Genomic DNA, 17,802 nt, shown 5'->3' with positions numbered 1-17,802 from the left:
CGGTCCCCAATTATGAGGACCGTTTCTTCTTTTTATGCTGCCTCCACCCAATCTTCACTCATCAGTTCAACATAAAAGCTGAGAAACTCCTTAAAAAATGGATGGATGATTTTTGCTTCGGCGTTTTCAAGCAATGGTTTCAAGACTGGCTTGATGAATCTTGTCATCATTTCTGTTTCAATTTCTTCCAGCTGTTGAAGGTGTTCGCCGTCCCCCTCTTGTTCCGCTTTGATTTCTCCCTGTAAAATCGAGCTGATGAATGCGGTCATGCTGCCGAAATGGTCTGGCAGTCTGTCTTGTTCAAGCGGGAAGTAGAAGGCTGTTTTTTCATAAAGACCAATCAGGCAAAGGAGCTCGTGCCTGCGGGCTTCTTCATCTTCATTATTTTTCGTATAAGATGAAAAGTAAGGGGAGACAAAGTGGTCCCCCGGTATGAAAAAGTGATTGTCATACCAGAGCTGCACTTCATCCCGATTGTAAAATGAATGAAATGTAAGCTCCTCCCGCATTCCTTCAGGGACATCATTCATGAATGCTTCATAAGTATCCCAATCCCCCAGCCAGATGCTTGTCATGATATTTGCGATTGCGAGCTTTCCATATCGTTCTTCCATCATTGTCTCCACCTTCATTTTTCAAGAAATTTCGAGGGGCCCATCAAGGCACCCCCGATGATGTTATGCTTTATCCACGTCTACGAATACGTCCTGCTGTGCCGGTCCGCCAATCAGCAAGTCTGCGAGGTAGCCTTCAAAATAGCTGCCATCGCGGTCAGACAAGGAATTGACTGAGAAGCCCAGTCCGCGCGGTTTAGCGTAGCCCGATTCTTCATGGAGCGGCTTATTGAATTCATAGCCTGTGTGGCCATATTTGCCGGCTGGCTCGATTGTTTTGCCGTCGACTTTGACTGCCTTTGACCCGTATGCATCATGTCCGAAGCTGAAGTTTGCTCCGACGACGCCTGGCTTTATTCCCGGTGTTACGAGCGCACGGCCTTTCACTTTTGAATTGTTGGATGAAATGTAAATCTCATCGTCTGTCTTGATGCCTTTTTTCTTCGCGTCGATCGGGTTGATCCAGACATAGTTTTCCGGCTTGATTTCACGAAGCCATGCATTGCCTTCAGTCCGGTGCGTTGCCATATTCCGTGATTTCCAGTTGATGAATTGCAGCGGCTTGTTTGGCTTGTAAACTTCCCCGTCATATGTCTTGATTTCCTCTGCTACCGGAACTCCTTCAAAGAACTTGCCTGTGTAGGCACTCTTGAAGCCCGCAGCTTTTTCATCGTAAAAATAAACCTGTTTTGCCCATTGATACTTGAGCTTGTTGCCGATATATTCATCGCCTGCTGCCTCAAAACGTCCGCCACGGTTCAATACGTAGACAACTTTTTTCCATTCATCCGGTTTGACAGCATCTTTCAGCTTCTGGATGTCAAAATATTTTCCGAGTGCTTTCTTTCTTGCTTTTTCGAAAATCGCCAGCTCTTCGGCATTTGCGTCCTTAACCGGCTTCTTGCCATCAAAGGCGATGTTCGCGATCCGCTTCAGATAGTAGTCTTCAGGAGTGTGTATTGCCGATCCGTCAGCCAATGCATTGTCTCCTACACCTGGAAGGCCTAAGCCTTTTAGCAAATCGATGTACACCTGTTCAGTTGGACGTGCGTCAGGAACGACTCTCGTCACCGGCTGAATGACACCTGCGAATTTATGCTTCAGAATCGGGAAGATGTCTTCCGCGTTCCAGCTTTCCAGGTACGCAAGATCCGGTAAAATAAAGTCTGCGTACTTTGAAGTTTCGCCGATGATCACGTCAGATGCGACGACTAGTTCAACAACTTTTGGATCCCTGATGAACTTGGCCTGCATTTCTGATCTTGGTGCAGACATTACCGGTGAAGTCCTGTTAATCAGCAATGCCCTGATTTTGTATGGATAGCCTTCTGCTGAGCTTGGCAGGACATCATGGATCAGTTTATTGCCGAACGGATACCATGGACGTTTCGCTGGATAGCCATCTTTAGCAAATAATGATGTTTTTTCATAAGGAACCTTATGCCTTGTAACCGGGATGCCCCAGCCTTTGTTGGCATTTGGTACTGTCGCAAGATCGTAGCGTCCCTCGGTTGCTTTATACTTTGCGCCGAGAACGGTATCGCCGCCCTTCCAGTCGTGATTTCCGACAAGGTGGTTCAGCATGTTGATTGCTCTTACGCTGTAATAGCCATTTGTATGCATGGCAGGTCCGCGGTAGGAATGGATACCGACCTTTTTGCCGTGTGAAGTAAATTCACGGGCAATCTGGATAATCTGTTCCACTGGCACATCCGCCTGTTTTGCGTATTCTTCGATAGATTTTTCCATGACCCTGTCTTTAAAAATTCTGAAGACGGACTTTACTTTGATGCCATTGATTGTTGTATCAACATCAAGCTCGCCGTTTCTTGCTTTCGCATGTGAAACCGGCTTGCCATTTTCGATAACCACAAACTCCTCGCCGCCGATTCCAAAATCCTGGGCACGGACGAACGGACGCTTCTTTTCACCGACATTGACAAGGAACGATGCATCACTCCAGGTTGTTTCACCATCTTCATTCGCTGCTTCCTGGTTCGGATTGCGAAGATATATATCGTCGTAGCGGTTGTTTTCAATGATCCAACGGCACATTGCCATTGCAAGAGCACCGTCACCGCCCGGTTTTACCGGAACCCAGACATGCGCTTTTTCAGCTGTCTTGCTGAAGCGCGGATCGATGACGACCATTTTCATGCCACGGTCAATCGCGTTTGTGATTTGTGGAGCAAATGTGGTCGGCCCACGGTTGGCCACCATCGGGTTTGTTCCCCAGACGATGACCATTTCAGCGTTATCATAATCCGGAATCATACGTTTTTTCGGTTTTTCGGAATCATGCGAGCGGACATTACCCATTACGCTTGTGATTCCGCAATAGCCGCCGTGATCATAGTAATTTGCCGTACCTAAGCTGTTTGCTGCGAGACGCTCGATGAATTCACGTCTATGTCCTGCCATGACCGCGATCTGATTTGCTTTTGGCCCAAGGTCCGGATGGTTCGTATCGATCAGGACATCCTTGTATTTTTTATCAAATTCAGCTTTGGTCATTTCGCCTGCTTTCAGCTTATCCCAATCAGCCATGACTGCTGCTTCCGGTACGTATTTCCACATTTCTTTTAACCCAGGTGTGCCAAGATCCTTACTGCCCTCGAGGATTTCCTTGTAAGCTTCTTCCCAGCTGACTGTTTTCCAGACGCCGCTTCCCCTCTCGCCGACACGCTTCAAAGGTTTTTGGATCCTGAAGGTATCGTAGTTCGTCTGGATGCCAGCCTGCCCTTTCAAGCAGGTACGTCCGCCGCGGAGGCCGCGTCCCATTTTTGCCACATCGCCTGTTCCTTTTACAGCCTGTGATACCGGCGTATCGTAGTTGATATGGCCGATTTGCACCATGTTAATCGGACTGTACTGGTTGCCGGCAATCTTACGGACGATTGACGAGTACGCTCCGCTCGCCGCACCGGCAGTGATATATGTCTTGATCGTACATGTCGCGTTACACTGCTGGCAGGAGGTGAAAATGACATTTTCTGCTGTATAATCCTGATAATCAGTGCCTGTTCCGTGCGGCTCATCGATCCAGACACCGCCCATTACCTGCTTGATTGGTCCAACGAACGCTGGACCGACAAACGCGACCGCCCCGAGCGTTCCGAGCGCTTTTAAAAATCCACGCCGTTTCATTGGTTTATTTTCCATTATGGCTCACCTCGTCAGAAGTTTCTTCGATTGGCAGCAGCAGCTCGCCGAATGAATAGATTAATAGTCCCATCGCGACAACGCCGACACTTACCATCCATTCCTTGATTGTTGGTGCGTAATTGCCCCAAGGAAGTTCATGGAAGACTGGCACCACCAACGGAGGCAGGACGATGTTGAAGCGGACGCCGATAATACCGATGACGATCAGGACAGCGGCTGCGAGCAACGCGTTTACGTTTTGGCTCGTTTTTTTCCAGAAAACAATCGTGATTGGTATGACTGCTCCCATGAACATTTGCACTATCCAGAACGACCACGCTTTTTCGCTGGCCATCATCGTTGCCAGCGTATCAAGGTGTTCAGTCTCAAGTCCGTACCAGCCGATCAGATATTCATAGAATTGAAGACCAAGGTCAATGATCAGGAAGCCGACCATCAGTTTTGCCAGTGATACGACCATTCCCTGGTCAATTGGCTGTTTTTGCACCTTTTTCTTGATGATGTACATCGCTAAAAGAAGGGCAGTTCCCGATACCATCGCGGATACGACGAATATGATTGGGAATAAAGCTGTATGCCATGCCGGGCGTGCTTTTACAACTGCGAAGATGGTACCTGTTCCTCCGTGTACGCCGAGAATCGCAAGCGGAATCCCGATTGTACCGAGAATCTTCATCCACATATGGTCACGCTTTTTCGTCGCAGCGTTGATTGTTGCATTTTTGAAGGTGATTAGTTTTGCTACAAACCCCTTCATTGTGTTCGTTTTTGCAGCGCGGACAAGGTCTTCTCTCATCGCGATATATAGTTCCACTGCTAAAAGCCCGATGTATACGAGATAAAAGTGGACTTCCCACGCAAGCGGTGAAGTGACATTCCAATAAATTATCGCGTTAAGCATGCGCTCTGGACGACCGAGATCCATCAGGACGAATGTCAGCGCGACGATCATACAGACAATCGCTGTGAACAGCGCAGCCTTACCGACTCTCTCGTATTCTTCCATCCCGAAAACGTAGATCAAGGTTGAAAGCAAGAATGAACCCGCGCTCAAACCGACAAAGAAAATGTAGAAAGCGATCCATGCTCCCCATGGAGTGATGCTTGAAAGATTCGTTGCTGCCAGGCCTGTGATGAAACGTTCAACGATGAAATACCCGCCTATTAAGAAAGCAACTGTCAAAGCTGAAACCCAAATTTTAAAAGCTTTTGATACTTGCAGATTTATTTTCGTTTTTGATGTACTTTTTTCTTTTAAATCAACCGCAAGATTGGCCATCGCCATTCCCCTCCTATCTTAAGTAAATAACGTTCGGATGCGTTCCAAGCTCTTCCTTCAGGCGGAATGCTCTAGGACTCGCAGCAAGCTTTGATACAACACTGTTCGGGTCGCTGATGTCGCCGAAGAAACGAGCATCGCCAATGCAAGTTTCCACGCATGCCGGCTCTTCGCCTCTTTGCAGACGGTGGAAACAGAAGCTGCATTTGCGGACCGTGCCGATTGGTGTCTTGCCTTTTTCGCGGTTTCCGCGTTCAACACCGTATTCAGGACTTGTTACGTCATTGGCGCCCTGCATTTCCTGCTCATAGCTGTCGCCGAAATCGAAGGACCGCGCTCCATACGGACAAGCTACGATACAGTAACGGCAGCCGATGCAGCGGTCATTGTCGATTGCGACAATTCCGTTCTCCATTTTATAGGTCGCTCTCGTCGGGCAAACCTGGGCACATGCTGGTTTGTCACACTGCATGCAAGGTCTTGGCAAGTTGACCGCCTTGATGTTCGGGAACTCGCCTTCAAGTGATTCCATGACGACATTGTAGGAGATTCCCGGCGGCGTCCTGTTCTCTGCCTTACAGCTGACCGTACATGTATCACAGCCAACGCATTTTTTCAGATCGATGACCATCGCCCATTTCGGACCGTCACCCTTCCTGATATCAGGTCCATCTGCTGATGCATAATAGTTACCGAATTCCTTAGTCAGTGATGAAGAATAGACTTTATGGAAGTCTTCAATTTTCAGTTTACCGCTGATGACCTTCCTCGCATCGCGAGCCATGTTCAAGCCAAGCTCGGTGTCATACTGTGATTCATCCATTTCTTTCCTGGCATCAGGAACCATCTTGTCGACGATTTTGTCGTAATCTACCTTTTTCTCATTTGAAAATAGACCCATTTTCACTCACCTCTTTTTGTGCGTTTAGATTTCTTTCTTGATTTCCTTAATTTCTTTGATGTCATCTGCAATATCGTCGGTAATATCGCTTGTCAGCTCACGAGTCGATTTCTTGAATTCCTTCAGCGTCTGCCCGAACGCCCTGCCGATTTCCGGAAGCTTTTTCGGGCCGAAGATGATCAACGCCAATGTGAGAATTAAAATCAAACCTGGAATACCAATATTGGATAGCATAATGCCACATCCTTTTTTATTTTTTCTTGCTTATTTATAATGCAAGCAGCGTGCCAACTTTTTTGTGGCGGGTTGGTTTTGGGTCCTGTAGTGCTGGTATTCCTTGTCGGAGTAAGGATGCCGGATTCGTGACACTTTTGTGAACAGAAAAAAACGGCTGAAACCGAATTTTTAGTTCGGTTTCTGCCGCTGGTTGCGTGTCATTTTGTCATGGTGTTGCAATTTTGGCATGTGACATTTTGGCATGGTGTGCTGGAATGGCATGATATTGTATCTGGTGTGTCGGGATGGCATGTGACCTTTCTTCTGGTGGGCAGAGATGGCCGGGAAGGAGAGTGGGAGAGTGCTCAATCCCATAATGGAAAGCTTTTACCTGGGGTGTAGACTCTTCCTTTCTTTTCACCGGATATGTTCAGGTCCAGCTGTGACAGCATTCTCCTGGCCTGGTGAATCGAGGAGATCCCAAGAAAATCCCTGAATTGTCCGTTAGTAATCGACTGTCTATTAATAACAAAGTAATCTCTTAAAGCAGCAACATGGGCGTCCTTTGAAGTATGGCCGCATTTCTTGCATCCCCATAGGCTATGAAACTTTTCCATGCCAATTGTGTTGCAGGCCGGGCACTCAACTCCTTTTAGCAATTCTCCATAAGGAAGATTCAATGTATCTAAGTCTGGTATATATGGTTTATGTTTTTTGAGTAAAAGCTTAACTATTTTCTTAGCCTCTTGGTCCGATATTATCTCTTTTTGATATTTTTCAAGGTATGGGGTGATTTTATAGAAGATGCCGGGGGACTTGAATACTCTTTGGCTAACTTCTTTGTTTTGGGTTGGATTTTTGATGATGGCTTGTGAATGGGTGATGGCAACGAACGGTTCTAACGGGGGCGTTGAATATTGATGACTGTTTAGAAATGCTTTCAGTTGCCGTGCTTGTATTTTCGTCTGGAGAATGGGATCAGGGTATACCTTTTCATTTCCATTTATACATTGGATCATTTGATTGAATTCAGGGTAAAATTCCAGTGTTCCCGCATAATACTTGGAATCAATCGGTAAGATTAAGGAATTGGAGATGAATAAAGTGTCAATTTGGAAGTGAGTTTCATTATAGGGGATTCTAATATCTTGTAAGATTGTAAACTTAGAGTGGTCGATTTGTGAGATATGGTAATCTAATTCTTTTTCGCCTTTGTACCCTGCACGTTTCATGGATAACTTGTTCTCGAATTCTGCTTTTCGGGGGTGATTTAACGGTAATCGCCTAACAATTGCCTCGTAAATCCTCACTTCTTTTGGAATGGATCGTTTTTTCGCTATCAAAAGCTTCACTCCTTCTTTGTAATGCTCTTATTATTCGATATTTAAGCTTAAATTACCTTCTAATTTATTTGTGAACATTTTTATTGGCGGAGTTCACAATTTTATTGGCGATAATTCCATTTTATTGGCGAAAATATTTTTTTATTGGCGATTTCACCCTATTTATTGGCGAAAATCAAAATTTATTGGCGAACTGGAAATTTCAAGCGTTTTTTTCCAGTTCGCCGCATGCCTATCTATTCTTTCAACCCGTATTGATCGATTTTTCGATAAAGATTCCGGACGCTGATGCCCAGCACGTCGGCCGCCTTTGTTTTGTTCCAGTTCATCTGCTTCAGGGCGTTTTCGATGTGTACTTTCTCGACTTCTTCCAAAGAGCATAGTGGAGAAAGCCGAACTTCTGCCTCTGCCTTTATTTTACCAGCATGAGGCAAAAGTAAATCCTCAGCTCCGATCATGCTTCCTTTAGATAACAGTACACCTCGTTCAATCAGGTGGCTTAGCTCGCGGACATTTCCCGGAAAATCGTATTCTTCAAGGGCAGCGTAAGCTTCACTCGACAGTCGCTTCGACGGGTCTTTCGTTTTCCTAATGAAGTGCTCAATGAGTGCTGGCAAATCTCCCTTCCGTTCACGCAGCGGCGGAATCGTCAGCTTGACGACATTCAATCGGTAATATAAGTCTTCACGGAAGCGACCTTCTGCAACTTCTTTTTCCATATCTCGATTCGTAGCGGCAACGACGCGGACGCTAACATGCCGTTCCCGGACATCGCCGACGCGGCGGAATTCACCTGTTTCCAGGAAACGCAGTAATTTCACCTGAAGCGCCAATGGCATTTCGCCAAGCTCATCTAAAAATAGTGTCCCGCCTTTTGCTGCTTCGACCAGACCTTTTTTATCCTGGCTCGCTCCGGTAAAAGCACCTCGAGCATGGCCGAACAGCTCGCTTTCAAGAAGATGCTCAGGAAGTGCACCCGAATTCACCGGCACGAATGGTTCATCTGCACGGCAGCTCCAGTAATGGAGTGCTTTTGCAAACAGCTCCTTACCTGTACCGCTTTCGCCCTCAATCAGGACAGGCACATCGCTGTCGGCAATCCTCCTTGTCATCTCAAGCACTTCTTTAAAATTGGCACTGTCTCCAATGATATTGAAGCCATTATGCTGGGCGATGATTTTTTTCATGCTGTCATTCTTTTCTTTCAGCGCTTTATTTTCCGCAGCCTTTGCAATCGTCAGTTCCAACTCTGATAGATTATAAGGCTTTGTAATATAATCGAATGCGCCAACCTTCATCGCTTCAATCGCGGTATCAATCGTCCCGTGCCCGGTCAAAATCAGCACCTCGATATCTGACTGGACCTTCTTGGTTTCTTTTAAAAGCTCGATACCGTCCATATTCGGCAGTCGGATATCATAGACGCCAATGTCGTATTCATTTTTTTTCACAAGTTCAAGGGCTTCCTCTGCCGTGTCTGCGCTGTCCACGTCAAACCCCTTACGCTTCAGCCTCCTCACCAAAAGCTCAAGCAAATCCTGTTCATCATCAACGACTAGCAATCTTGTTGCTGACATCGTAGCCCACCTCCATTGTTTCTTGTGCCGACGGCTCGCAGTTATTTTCTCGGTCCACTACTTCTGCTGGAATATTGCCTCCATCTTCGCCTTCCACTTCTCTTGCTGTAATGTAGTTTCCTATTTCTCGGTCCACTACTTCTACTGGAATGCGTCCACCATCTTCGTCTTCCACCTTTGAATCATCCGTTGGCTGTTTGCTGCCGATACTGCGGTTCATCTTTATTGGCCACTCTGCTACATCTGCTTTTATCGAACGCTCTGCCGGCAGCTGAATTTCAACCGTCGTTCCTTCTGATGGTTTACTGTTAATCGTGATATTCCCGCCGAACTGCTGGATGATGCCGTAACATACTGACAAGCCAAGACCGGTTCCTTTGCCGATTGGTTTCGTCGTAAAGAATGGGTCGAACAGTTTATCCATGGCTTCGGCAGGGATTCCATGGCCACTGTCTGTGACTTTAATCGAAACCACTTCTCCATTGCTTACGGAAGCGGAAACAATCAGTTTTCCTTCGGCTTCCATTGCATCGACCGCGTTATTGATCAGGTTGACGATGACTTGCATCAGCTTAAGGCCGTCCCCATTAACAGTCGGCAGCCCTTCATCCACATGAAGTTCAAGCTGGATCCGCTGCTTTTTCAGCTGATGCTCAACAAGGCTGACGCTATTTTCGATGATTTCCTTCACCCGGATCTGGTCCTCTGTCCAGTCATTCTTCCGGGAAAAATTAAGCAGGTTTCCGGTAATTCGTTTGCAGCGCTCGGTATTTTCCTTGATTTTGTGGAGATAATGCTTCATTTCATCCTCATCAAGTTCATCGTCGTCTGCCTGGATTCTGTCGATCAAATCCTCTGCGTATACATTGATTGTCGCCAATGGGTTATTGACTTCGTGCGCGAAGCTCGACGCCATGATGCCAAGCGCACTCAGCTTATCCGTCTGGATCATTGTTTCTTCCATTTGTTTTTGCTCAGTGATATCCTCGAGCACGACGAGGAATTCGCCTTCTTCCTCAATCGCGTGGTTGAGCGGAAACACTCTGTGCCTGAAGATCCGCTCGCCGTTCGCACCGTCCTTGAACTTCATGACTTCATCGGCGATTTTATCAAGATCTGGACAGGTAATCGGACAATTCAAGCAAGGGGCATTTTCCCCGCCAATCACAGCGTAACAAGGCAGAGTCAACCGGTCTTCTTTCAGCCACCCTTTTAAAATCGGGTTCATCCAGGTGATCCGGTACTCTTTCGTTACGAGCGCCAGGCCGGCACCAATGCCGTTGACTACAACACTCAGCCTCTCCTTCTCTTGCTCCAGAAGTCTGGATTTTTCAAGCAGTTCCTTGCTCATATCATTGAAGGAGTCGGCCAGTTTTCCCAACTCATCGGTCCGCCTCATCATCACTGGTTTGATCTCCCGGCCTTGCTTCAATTTGTTCATTTCCCTGTCAATTGAAACAATTGGCCTCGTAAAATAAAGCCCCGCCCAGACGCTGATCAAGCTGACTGTCAAAATCAGCAATGCTACTGCTCCTATGCCGCTTTGCAGCATTCTGTTGATTGGGGCAAAAGCCGTTGTTTTCGGCTGCTCCATCACCAGCACCCAGTTTAAGTCTTCAATCCCAGCAGTGACACCAAGCTCATCCTGGCTGCCAGACGTTTGTTTTTGCCAGAGCTTGCTGTAATCCTGATGGGCGATGACCCGGTCTTTATCATCGATTAAATATATATATGAGGAGTGATCCTGGCGCATGGACGAGATTTTGCCGATGATCTTTTGAAGCTGGACAACCACTCCGATGGCTTTTTTCGATTCACCTTCGTAAAAAGGAATTGCCAGCTTCATAACAGGCTGGCCGTACTGGTTGAATTCTACCTGGCCGTAGACCCTGTCAAGTGTCTGGAGCTGGAACCACATTTCATCTGTGAACCACCGCTCGTTATCCCCGGCAATGTTAAGCTCGTATCGCGACACTCTTTTTTCCACAAAGCCTTTATCATCGGCAATTATGACCTCCTCGACTGATTCGCTTTGCTGCAGGAGCTCATATAAAGCGCTTTGTTTTTCATTTAATAGATTAAGAGATGCGAGGACATGGATTCGCTGAAATGTCTGGCTGAATTCATATTCGATTTCATTTGATAGATTTTCGAGCACCAGATGCTGTTTTTCCAGAATCCTTGTTTCCAGATCCGATTTTACAAAAGAGTAATAAAATAAGCTGATCAGCAGCAACGGAATCGTCGACATTACTACACCGAATACAAGGACCTTGTTGCGGATTGTCTGCGAATGCAGGAAATCAATCATCGCTCTCATCACCTCCTGCCTCCTTGCACTTCAGGGTGGATCAGCTCGGCGATATGCAGCAAATCCTGATTAATGGCGATTCCTAGCGAGTCCTTCGTCTGCTGGTTGACGACAAAACGAATGCCATCGGGCAGTTCTACAGGCAATTCCCCCGGCTTGTTTCCCTGAAGAATCAAGCTGACAAACCTTGATGCCTGATAGCCCTGCGAATAAAAGCTGGATCCGTAGCTCGCAAGCAACCCCTTTTTCGCTTCAAAATCATATAAGCCCATAGCCGGGATTTTTTTCTCCTCAGTCAGCTTCACAATCTCATCTGTCAGCGATTCAATCCTGAAGCTGGGCAAGACAAGGATTGCCTCTCCATCATCTACTGTTTTCCATAGATTTTCCAGACACTCCTTCGAGCTGGCATCACATGGGGAAATCACCACCCCCAGTTCTGTGGCTGCATTCTTAGTTTCTTCAAGACTTAATTTGCTGACATCAATTTTGCTGTCATAAATCACATGTACCCTGTCAATAGCGGGCACAAGTGATGTAAGCATCTCGAGGCGCTTGCCGGAGATGCTGGCGTGATAGTTATTGATACCGGTAAAAAGACCTCCTGGTGACTTGTAATCTTTTATCAATCCAAGTTCCTTCGGTGCAGCAAGACCTGCAAAAACTACCGGGATTTCAATGTTTTTCTTATCCATTTTTGCTTTCAGGCGCTGAGTTTCAATCCCGCCAAGCGTAACAATTAGATTGGGGTTATTCTCTAGCAGCTGATCGATTTGCTTGTCAATCAGCACTTCATCATCATGTGCATTCTTTACGGTAAAATGGACTTCCTTACCGCTATACCCTAGATCCTTCAATCCCTCTTCAAGTCCTGTAAACTTCTCATAGCGGTTTTCACCGATCATCAGGACGCCAATTTCTACCGGCTCATCTCCCCTGACTCCAAGAAATGCATATATAATAGCCGATATGGCAATCGTTGTCAGAAAAAAGAAATACCACTTTGTTTTCACAGTCTGCGCCTCCAATTCCAGTATTCACTTCCACTATAACGGAAAAAGTAACGTATCCATCTTGCAAAAAAGGATAATTTTATGAACGTATAGAACACAAAGCGCAAGCGCCTTGGTCAGCCCCGACAAGCGCTGGAGGGTCGACCGGTGAAGTCGCTCTTTGACTTCATTGGGCGGACCGAAGCGTCTCGAGGGGCTAGGCGCTGAAGCTGGATTAAGAAAACAATTTATAGTCATCCACAAGGAAAATATTTAATACATCCCTTACAATAAAAAAAGGCTCCCCTCATTTAGAGGAGAACCTGGGTCTTAATCTTCTTTTCGTTCAACAGCATGACCGCCAAATTCGTTTCTTAGTGCAGCGACGACTTTTCCTGTGAATGTATCGTCTTCAAGTGAGCGGTAGCGCATCATCAATGACAGCGCAATGACTGGTGCTGCTGTCTGCAGGTCCAGCGCTGTTTCAACTGTCCACTTACCTTCGCCTGATGAATGCATGACGCCTTTGATGCTTTCAAGCTTTGGTTCTTTGGAGAAGGCATTCTCCATCAATTCCATCAGCCAGCTGCGGATGACGGATCCGTGATTCCAGACGCGGGAAACTTCTTTGTAGTCGTAATCAAATGGGCTCTTTTCTAGAATTTCAAAGCCCTCAGCGATTGCCTGCATCATTCCGTACTCAATGCCGTTGTGGACCATTTTCAAGAAATGGCCGCTTCCAACTTTACCTGTGTAAAGGTACCCTTTTTCGATTGAAATGTCCTTGAAGATTGGTTCTACATGGGCAAAAACTTCTGCATCGCCGCCGATCATAGTGCAGGCACCGTTACGAGCACCTTCCATTCCGCCGCTTGTTCCGACATCCATGAATTGGATACCTGCTGCCGAAAGCTTTTCAGCACGTCTAAGTGTATCCTTATAGTTTGAATTACCTCCATCGATAAGGATGTCACCCTCTTCAAGGAAAGGCGTGAACTTTTCAATTACCTGGTCGATTAACTCGCCAGCAGGAATCATCAGCCAGATCACACGCGGCTTTGGCAGCATGTCCACCATTGTTTTATAATCTGCAGCAATCTCAGCACCTTCTGCTTTGATTTTCTGCATCGCTTCTTCATTAATGTCGTTCGCCACAACCTCATGGCCATTTTCCATCAAATTCAATACCAAGTTATAGCCCATTTTACCAAGGCCGACCATTCCTAGTTTCACGTAGATGCACTCCTTTTTCGTTTAAAAATGCCATTTTCGCATTTGTTGTTGTTTTTTCGAACAGCTTCTCATTGAAGAATAGAACTTTATACAAAGATAGTATCAAATATTTTTTCATATGTATATCTAAAATAAGAAAATAATTTTCAAGTTAATATCTTTTTATCGAAATCGCTTCTCTTATTTTTTGCAAGTTGTCTAGAGTTTGTTCCTGCCTGCGTACTGAAACCGCTACATGTAGCACATCGATCAAACTTAATTGTACCAGCCTTGATGCTAATGCCTCAGATCTGAATAGTGTTTCTCGCGAAGTCGTGTACAAAACGTAATCTGCTTCCTTGGATAATGGAGACTTAAAGTGACTAGTAATAGCGATTGTCGCTGCTCCATTAGCTTTTGCAATCCTTAGAGCTTCTATGACATCTTTATTGCTGCCGCTATGTGAAATGCCAACGGCCGCCTGACCAGGACCGAGCAGCGCTGCAGAAATGATTTGCTGGTGTCCGTCACTGTGGGCATTGCAATTGATGCCTGTCCGCAGAAATTTATGATAGGCATCGAGTGCGATTGCCGACGAACCACCTGATCCGTAAAAATCGATCCGCGTTGCCTTTGCAAGCACATCAATAATGCTCTCAAGAACCTTTTCATCCAGAAGATTAAGCGTTCCTTTCATTGCCTCGATATGCCCGGCAAAAACCTTTTCTGCAAGAGTAACAACTTGATCTTCTTCCTTAATTTCTTCGTGAATATTCTTGATCGGTTCCACAACTTCACTCGCAAGCGCAATTTTAAAGGCTTGATAACCCCTGAATCCAAGCCTTTTGCAAAAACGGAAAATGGTTGCCTCCGCGACAGATGCATTCTCTGAAAACTCGGTGATTGATAAATGGATGATTTCCTTCGGATTGGTCAATATATAATCCGCTACCGCCTTCTCCTTCGAGGAAAGCGACGAGTAGACGGCTTTAATCTTAACGATGACATTTTGCCCATTAAGTTCACTGGCCATTTTATGGCCTCCTTTTATTATTCTTTTTGACGGTGAATTTCATCATTATTTGTTGAAGGTGAAAATTTTTTTCATTTCTTTTATAAAAATAGGGCCAAACTGATGTTCAGCCCGCTTCATTGTTAATCCTGTTCCGTCAAAATGACCGGACCATCTTTGGTGATCGCAATTGTATGTTCATACTGCGCGGACAGCTTGCCGTCTACTGTTCTTGCTGTCCAGCCGTTAGAATCCATCTTCGTCTTCCATTCGCCGATATTAACCATTGGTTCGATGGTAAATACCATGCCTTCTTTCAGCCTTGGCCCCTTGCCTGGCAGACCATAGTGCGGAATATCAGGCTTTTCATGGATCACTGAGCCGATTCCGTGGCCGATAAATTCACGGACAACCGAAAAACCTTCTCCCTCCACATATGATTGGATCGCATGGCCAATATCGCCAATCCGGTTTCCAGGTACGGAGACAGCAATGCCACGATACAATGCCTCTTTTGTCACTTCAAGCAGCTTTTGTGATTGTTCGCTCACATTTCCAACTGCGTAGCTCCAAGCCGAATCAGCCAGCGCGCCATTCAAGTTGACGACCATATCTATCGTGACAATATCGCCATCGTTCAGCGCCCCTTTCCGAGGAAAGCCGTGGCACACCTCATCATTGATGCTGGCGCATGTTGCATATTGATAATTACGGTAGCCCTTCTGCTGTGGAGTGGCTCCGTGTTTTTTTAAATACTCCTCGACAAACTGGTCAATTTCCCAGGTGGTTACGCCCGGCTTGATCAATTTGCGCAACTTTCTATGCACGGAAGCGAGCAGCTCGCCCGCTGCCTTCATATTTTCAATCTCACGTGCCGATTTTAAAACAATCATTCCGTCATCTCCCCGAATCAATTCAATTCTATATTATCTTATATGAATAAATTCGCAAAATGAACCGGTTGATGGCGCATTTCAACTTCAATATGGCTATTTTTATAAAGAATTGTTAAAAATTATATTGTTTCACAACACTGATTCTCTTCAATCTTTTTTGCGGGCAGAAGTTTAACGTTTTATTGGCGGAGTTCACAATTTTATTGGCGATTATTTATTTTTATTGGCGATAATCTCATTATATTGGCGAAAACCCGCAGCTTATTGGCGATAATCCAAATTTATTGGCGAACTGGAAATTCCGTGCGTTTTTTTCCAATTCTTCACGGCAAACCATCCCCATTTAAAAAAACCCCTCTGCCTCAGCAAAAGGGTTCTTACCAATATTATTGCAACACTTTTAGTGCTTCGCGATTGAATGCCGGAATATCTTTCGGTTCCCTGCTGGTGACAAGCTGATTACAGCAAACCATGACTTCTTTATCCATGTATTTTGCTCCGGCATATTCCATGTCGACGCGGATGGACTTATAGCCCGTGGCTCCTCTGCCTTCAAGCGTTTTTGCGGTAAGCAGCAGTTGTGGTCCATGGCAGATGGCGAAGACAGGTTTCTTCTCGTCCATGAATGCCTTTGCAAATTGGACGAATCTCTCGTCTTCACGCAACTGGTCCGGAGAGAATCCTCCAGGGATGAATAGTGCATCGAAATCTTCCGGCTTGACGTTATCGATGCTTTCATTAATTTTCACCTCGGCTTTTTCCTGCTTTCCCGTTACGGTCTTCCCTTGTTCTTTTTCAATCGTCACTACTTCATGGCCTGCTTCGGTGAAAGCACGGGATGGCTCCAGATATTCGACATCTTCAAATAAATCTGTTATTAAACAGGCAATTTTTTTACCCATAAATTCAACATCTCCTTTTTTAAAAATCTCCACTATTAAAATTCCCTGTCTTCGGTTTGTAAAACATCTAATACGAGTTCCATTATTTTGTATAAAAATATGTAAAAAGACCTATCTTGTAGCAAATATAAAAAAATCATTTTAAATTTCCGTCATTCAACTATAATTTAATTTAGGACATCAATAGGGAGAGAAGGCACCATGAAATTTAGTTATGTCAATGTAATGGAAGAGGTCGTTTCCACGCTTGTCAATGTGCTGATGATGAGCCCTGATTACCAGACCTTCTGTAATTGCCAGAAGTGCCGGAACGATATCATCGCCATCAGCCTGAACACTCTTCCAAGTCACTACGTCACTACAGAAGATGGCCGGAAGATGGTTTACGAACAACTTAATACCCAGGAAAACAGAGCCTGGATCAATAAAAGGATCATCAGCGCCATCCATCTTGTCGGCAAATATCCGAAGCATTAAACCTGGAATAAGGATTCAACTTGTCTGAAATCTTTTATCTAAAATAAAAGCTGCCAATTGACAGCCTGGTTAACCGGGCAACATCAATGGCAGCTTCTTTTTTTTATAGAGACTGTTGGGTATCCATCCGTCTGGCAAAATCAACGAAACGGAACTTGTCAGGGCGGTGCCTTGACTCGGTATATTGGAACAGTGTAGCGTCATCAAAATAAATATAGTTTTTCACGATGACAATCGCATTGAACCCCTCCATATCTAGGAGCTTTCTGTCCTCGGCATTTGGCTCCTCAACTGTGAATTCTTTCTTCGCAAAGCTGATTTTTTTCTCCAACTTCCCTTCAATATACTCAAATATCGAGTTTTCACAAGTTACACGTGACAGTCCTGGCACATGCTTTTCTACGAGAAAATCCTTGTCGAGGATAACTCGTTCTTCATCAATATGCCTTACTCTTTTGACCTTCCAAACCTTTTCAGCATCCTCAACATTCAATTCCCTGGCAATATCCCGGCCTGCCAACTCGAGTTTAAACTCTTCAACAGTCGTTTTGGCTTTTCCTCCCATGTTCTCCGCAAGTTCTTTAAAACTGATCAATCCGGAAATCGGAAACTGATGTCTTTTCAAATCCAGCACAAGTGAACCCTTTCCTCGAATTTTTTGGATAAACCCATTTTGCGCAAGAAGATTCAGTGCCTTGCGGATGGTTTCCCTGGACGTTTGGTACATATCCGCAAATTCATTTTCTGATGGCAAAATCGTTTTAGGAGGATAATGTCCTTCCTGTATCTGTTTCGAAATCTCTTCATAGATTAATAAATATTTCTTCTGCATAACATCACCCGTACCTTGTCTGATTGCTACCATTTTACCTTGTTTAGGCCCTTTTGAACACAATTGGCTATTG

General features: G+C 45.4%; 15 protein-coding genes. 1 reads left to right on the top strand and 14 read right to left on the bottom strand.

Annotation, left to right across the window (positions count from 1 at the left end; genetic code table 11):
* Positions 1-32: 32 nt before the first annotated feature.
* The 13 genes from CD004_RS03155 to CD004_RS03095 form a co-directional block, all read right to left on the bottom strand.
* Positions 33-617, bottom strand: coding sequence for a molecular chaperone TorD family protein (locus CD004_RS03155; RefSeq protein WP_158651476.1), 585 nt, complete (start codon positions 615-617; stop codon positions 33-35).
* Between the two features lie 60 nt (positions 618-677).
* Entirely contained in the window at positions 678-3,776 is a 3,099-nt protein-coding gene (locus CD004_RS03150; protein WP_102261443.1) for a molybdopterin-dependent oxidoreductase, read from the bottom strand.
* On the bottom strand, positions 3,766-5,058 hold the full coding sequence (nrfD, locus tag CD004_RS03145; protein WP_102261442.1) for an NrfD/PsrC family molybdoenzyme membrane anchor subunit: 1,293 nt from the start codon (positions 5,056-5,058) through the stop codon (positions 3,766-3,768). The genes CD004_RS03150 and nrfD overlap by 11 nt, the downstream gene beginning before the upstream one ends.
* 13 nt (positions 5,059-5,071) lie before the next feature.
* Complete coding sequence (locus tag CD004_RS03140) at positions 5,072-5,959, bottom strand: 4Fe-4S dicluster domain-containing protein (protein WP_041967697.1); 888 nt, start codon at positions 5,957-5,959, stop codon at positions 5,072-5,074.
* Between the two features lie 24 nt (positions 5,960-5,983).
* Positions 5,984-6,193 carry a twin-arginine translocase TatA/TatE family subunit gene (tatA, locus tag CD004_RS03135; RefSeq protein WP_041967698.1) on the bottom strand — a complete coding sequence of 70 codons (210 nt, stop codon included), beginning with the start codon at positions 6,191-6,193 and terminating at the stop codon, positions 5,984-5,986.
* Between the two features lie 347 nt (positions 6,194-6,540).
* The gene (locus CD004_RS03130; protein WP_102261441.1) at positions 6,541-7,518 is read right to left on the bottom strand and encodes a nuclease-related domain-containing protein; all 978 of its coding nucleotides are present in this window, start codon (positions 7,516-7,518) and stop codon (positions 6,541-6,543) included.
* Between the two features lie 236 nt (positions 7,519-7,754).
* A complete protein-coding gene (locus tag CD004_RS03125) occupies positions 7,755-9,095 on the bottom strand; it encodes a sigma-54-dependent transcriptional regulator (protein WP_102261440.1) in 1,341 nt (446 codons plus the stop codon).
* Positions 9,067-11,415 (bottom strand): ATP-binding protein, encoded by a 2,349-nt coding sequence (locus tag CD004_RS03120; protein WP_102261439.1) that lies wholly within the window; start codon positions 11,413-11,415, stop codon positions 9,067-9,069. The genes CD004_RS03125 and CD004_RS03120 overlap by 29 nt, the downstream gene beginning before the upstream one ends.
* Positions 11,415-12,419, bottom strand: a complete 1,005-nt coding sequence (locus CD004_RS03115; RefSeq protein WP_102261438.1) for an ABC transporter substrate-binding protein — start codon at positions 12,417-12,419, stop codon at positions 11,415-11,417. The genes CD004_RS03120 and CD004_RS03115 overlap by 1 nt, the downstream gene beginning before the upstream one ends.
* 309 nt (positions 12,420-12,728) lie before the next feature.
* Positions 12,729-13,631 carry a phosphogluconate dehydrogenase (NAD(+)-dependent, decarboxylating) gene (gnd, locus tag CD004_RS03110; protein WP_102261437.1) on the bottom strand — a complete coding sequence of 301 codons (903 nt, stop codon included), beginning with the start codon at positions 13,629-13,631 and terminating at the stop codon, positions 12,729-12,731.
* A 151-nt stretch (positions 13,632-13,782) separates the two neighbouring features.
* A complete protein-coding gene (locus CD004_RS03105) occupies positions 13,783-14,643 on the bottom strand; it encodes a MurR/RpiR family transcriptional regulator (RefSeq protein WP_102261436.1) in 861 nt (286 codons plus the stop codon).
* Between the two features lie 122 nt (positions 14,644-14,765).
* Positions 14,766-15,515, bottom strand: a complete 750-nt coding sequence (map, locus tag CD004_RS03100) for a type I methionyl aminopeptidase (protein ID WP_102261435.1) — start codon at positions 15,513-15,515, stop codon at positions 14,766-14,768.
* 389 nt (positions 15,516-15,904) lie between these two features.
* Complete coding sequence (locus CD004_RS03095) at positions 15,905-16,420, bottom strand: type 1 glutamine amidotransferase domain-containing protein (protein ID WP_102261434.1); 516 nt, start codon at positions 16,418-16,420, stop codon at positions 15,905-15,907.
* Positions 16,421-16,621: 201 nt separating this feature from the next.
* Between CD004_RS03095 and CD004_RS03090 the strand changes: the two genes are divergently transcribed.
* Complete coding sequence (locus tag CD004_RS03090) at positions 16,622-16,897, top strand: late competence development ComFB family protein (protein ID WP_226677898.1); 276 nt, start codon at positions 16,622-16,624, stop codon at positions 16,895-16,897.
* A gap of 103 nt (positions 16,898-17,000) precedes the next feature.
* On the opposite strand, the gene treR is transcribed toward CD004_RS03090, so the two are convergent.
* Positions 17,001-17,729, bottom strand: a complete 729-nt coding sequence (gene treR, locus CD004_RS03085; RefSeq protein WP_102261433.1) for a trehalose operon repressor — start codon at positions 17,727-17,729, stop codon at positions 17,001-17,003.
* Positions 17,730-17,802: the final 73 nt, after the last annotated feature.

The organism is Mesobacillus jeotgali (assembly GCF_002874535.1).
GTDB lineage: Bacteria > Bacillota > Bacilli > Bacillales > Cytobacillaceae > Mesobacillus > Mesobacillus jeotgali.
Note: the sequence above shows the minus strand (reverse complement) of the source record. Positions and strands in the feature narration are given on the sequence as shown.

Coding starts and splice junctions, on each gene's coding strand:
- CD004_RS03155 (WP_158651476.1), bottom strand. CDS start 617: ATGATGGAAGAACGATATGGAAAGCTCGCAATCGCAAATATCATGACA.
- CD004_RS03150 (WP_102261443.1), bottom strand. CDS start 3,776: ATGGAAAATAAACCAATGAAACGGCGTGGATTTTTAAAAGCGCTCGGA.
- nrfD (WP_102261442.1), bottom strand. CDS start 5,058: ATGGCCAATCTTGCGGTTGATTTAAAAGAAAAAAGTACATCAAAAACG.
- CD004_RS03140 (WP_041967697.1), bottom strand. CDS start 5,959: ATGGGTCTATTTTCAAATGAGAAAAAGGTAGATTACGACAAAATCGTC.
- tatA (WP_041967698.1), bottom strand. CDS start 6,193: ATGCTATCCAATATTGGTATTCCAGGTTTGATTTTAATTCTCACATTG.
- CD004_RS03125 (WP_102261440.1), bottom strand. CDS start 9,095: ATGTCAGCAACAAGATTGCTAGTCGTTGATGATGAACAGGATTTGCTT.
- CD004_RS03120 (WP_102261439.1), bottom strand. CDS start 11,415: ATGAGAGCGATGATTGATTTCCTGCATTCGCAGACAATCCGCAACAAG.
- CD004_RS03105 (WP_102261436.1), bottom strand. CDS start 14,643: ATGGCCAGTGAACTTAATGGGCAAAATGTCATCGTTAAGATTAAAGCC.
- map (WP_102261435.1), bottom strand. CDS start 15,515: ATGATTGTTTTAAAATCGGCACGTGAGATTGAAAATATGAAGGCAGCG.
- CD004_RS03095 (WP_102261434.1), bottom strand. CDS start 16,420: ATGGGTAAAAAAATTGCCTGTTTAATAACAGATTTATTTGAAGATGTC.
- CD004_RS03090 (WP_226677898.1), top strand. CDS start 16,622: ATGAAATTTAGTTATGTCAATGTAATGGAAGAGGTCGTTTCCACGCTT.
- treR (WP_102261433.1), bottom strand. CDS start 17,729: ATGCAGAAGAAATATTTATTAATCTATGAAGAGATTTCGAAACAGATA.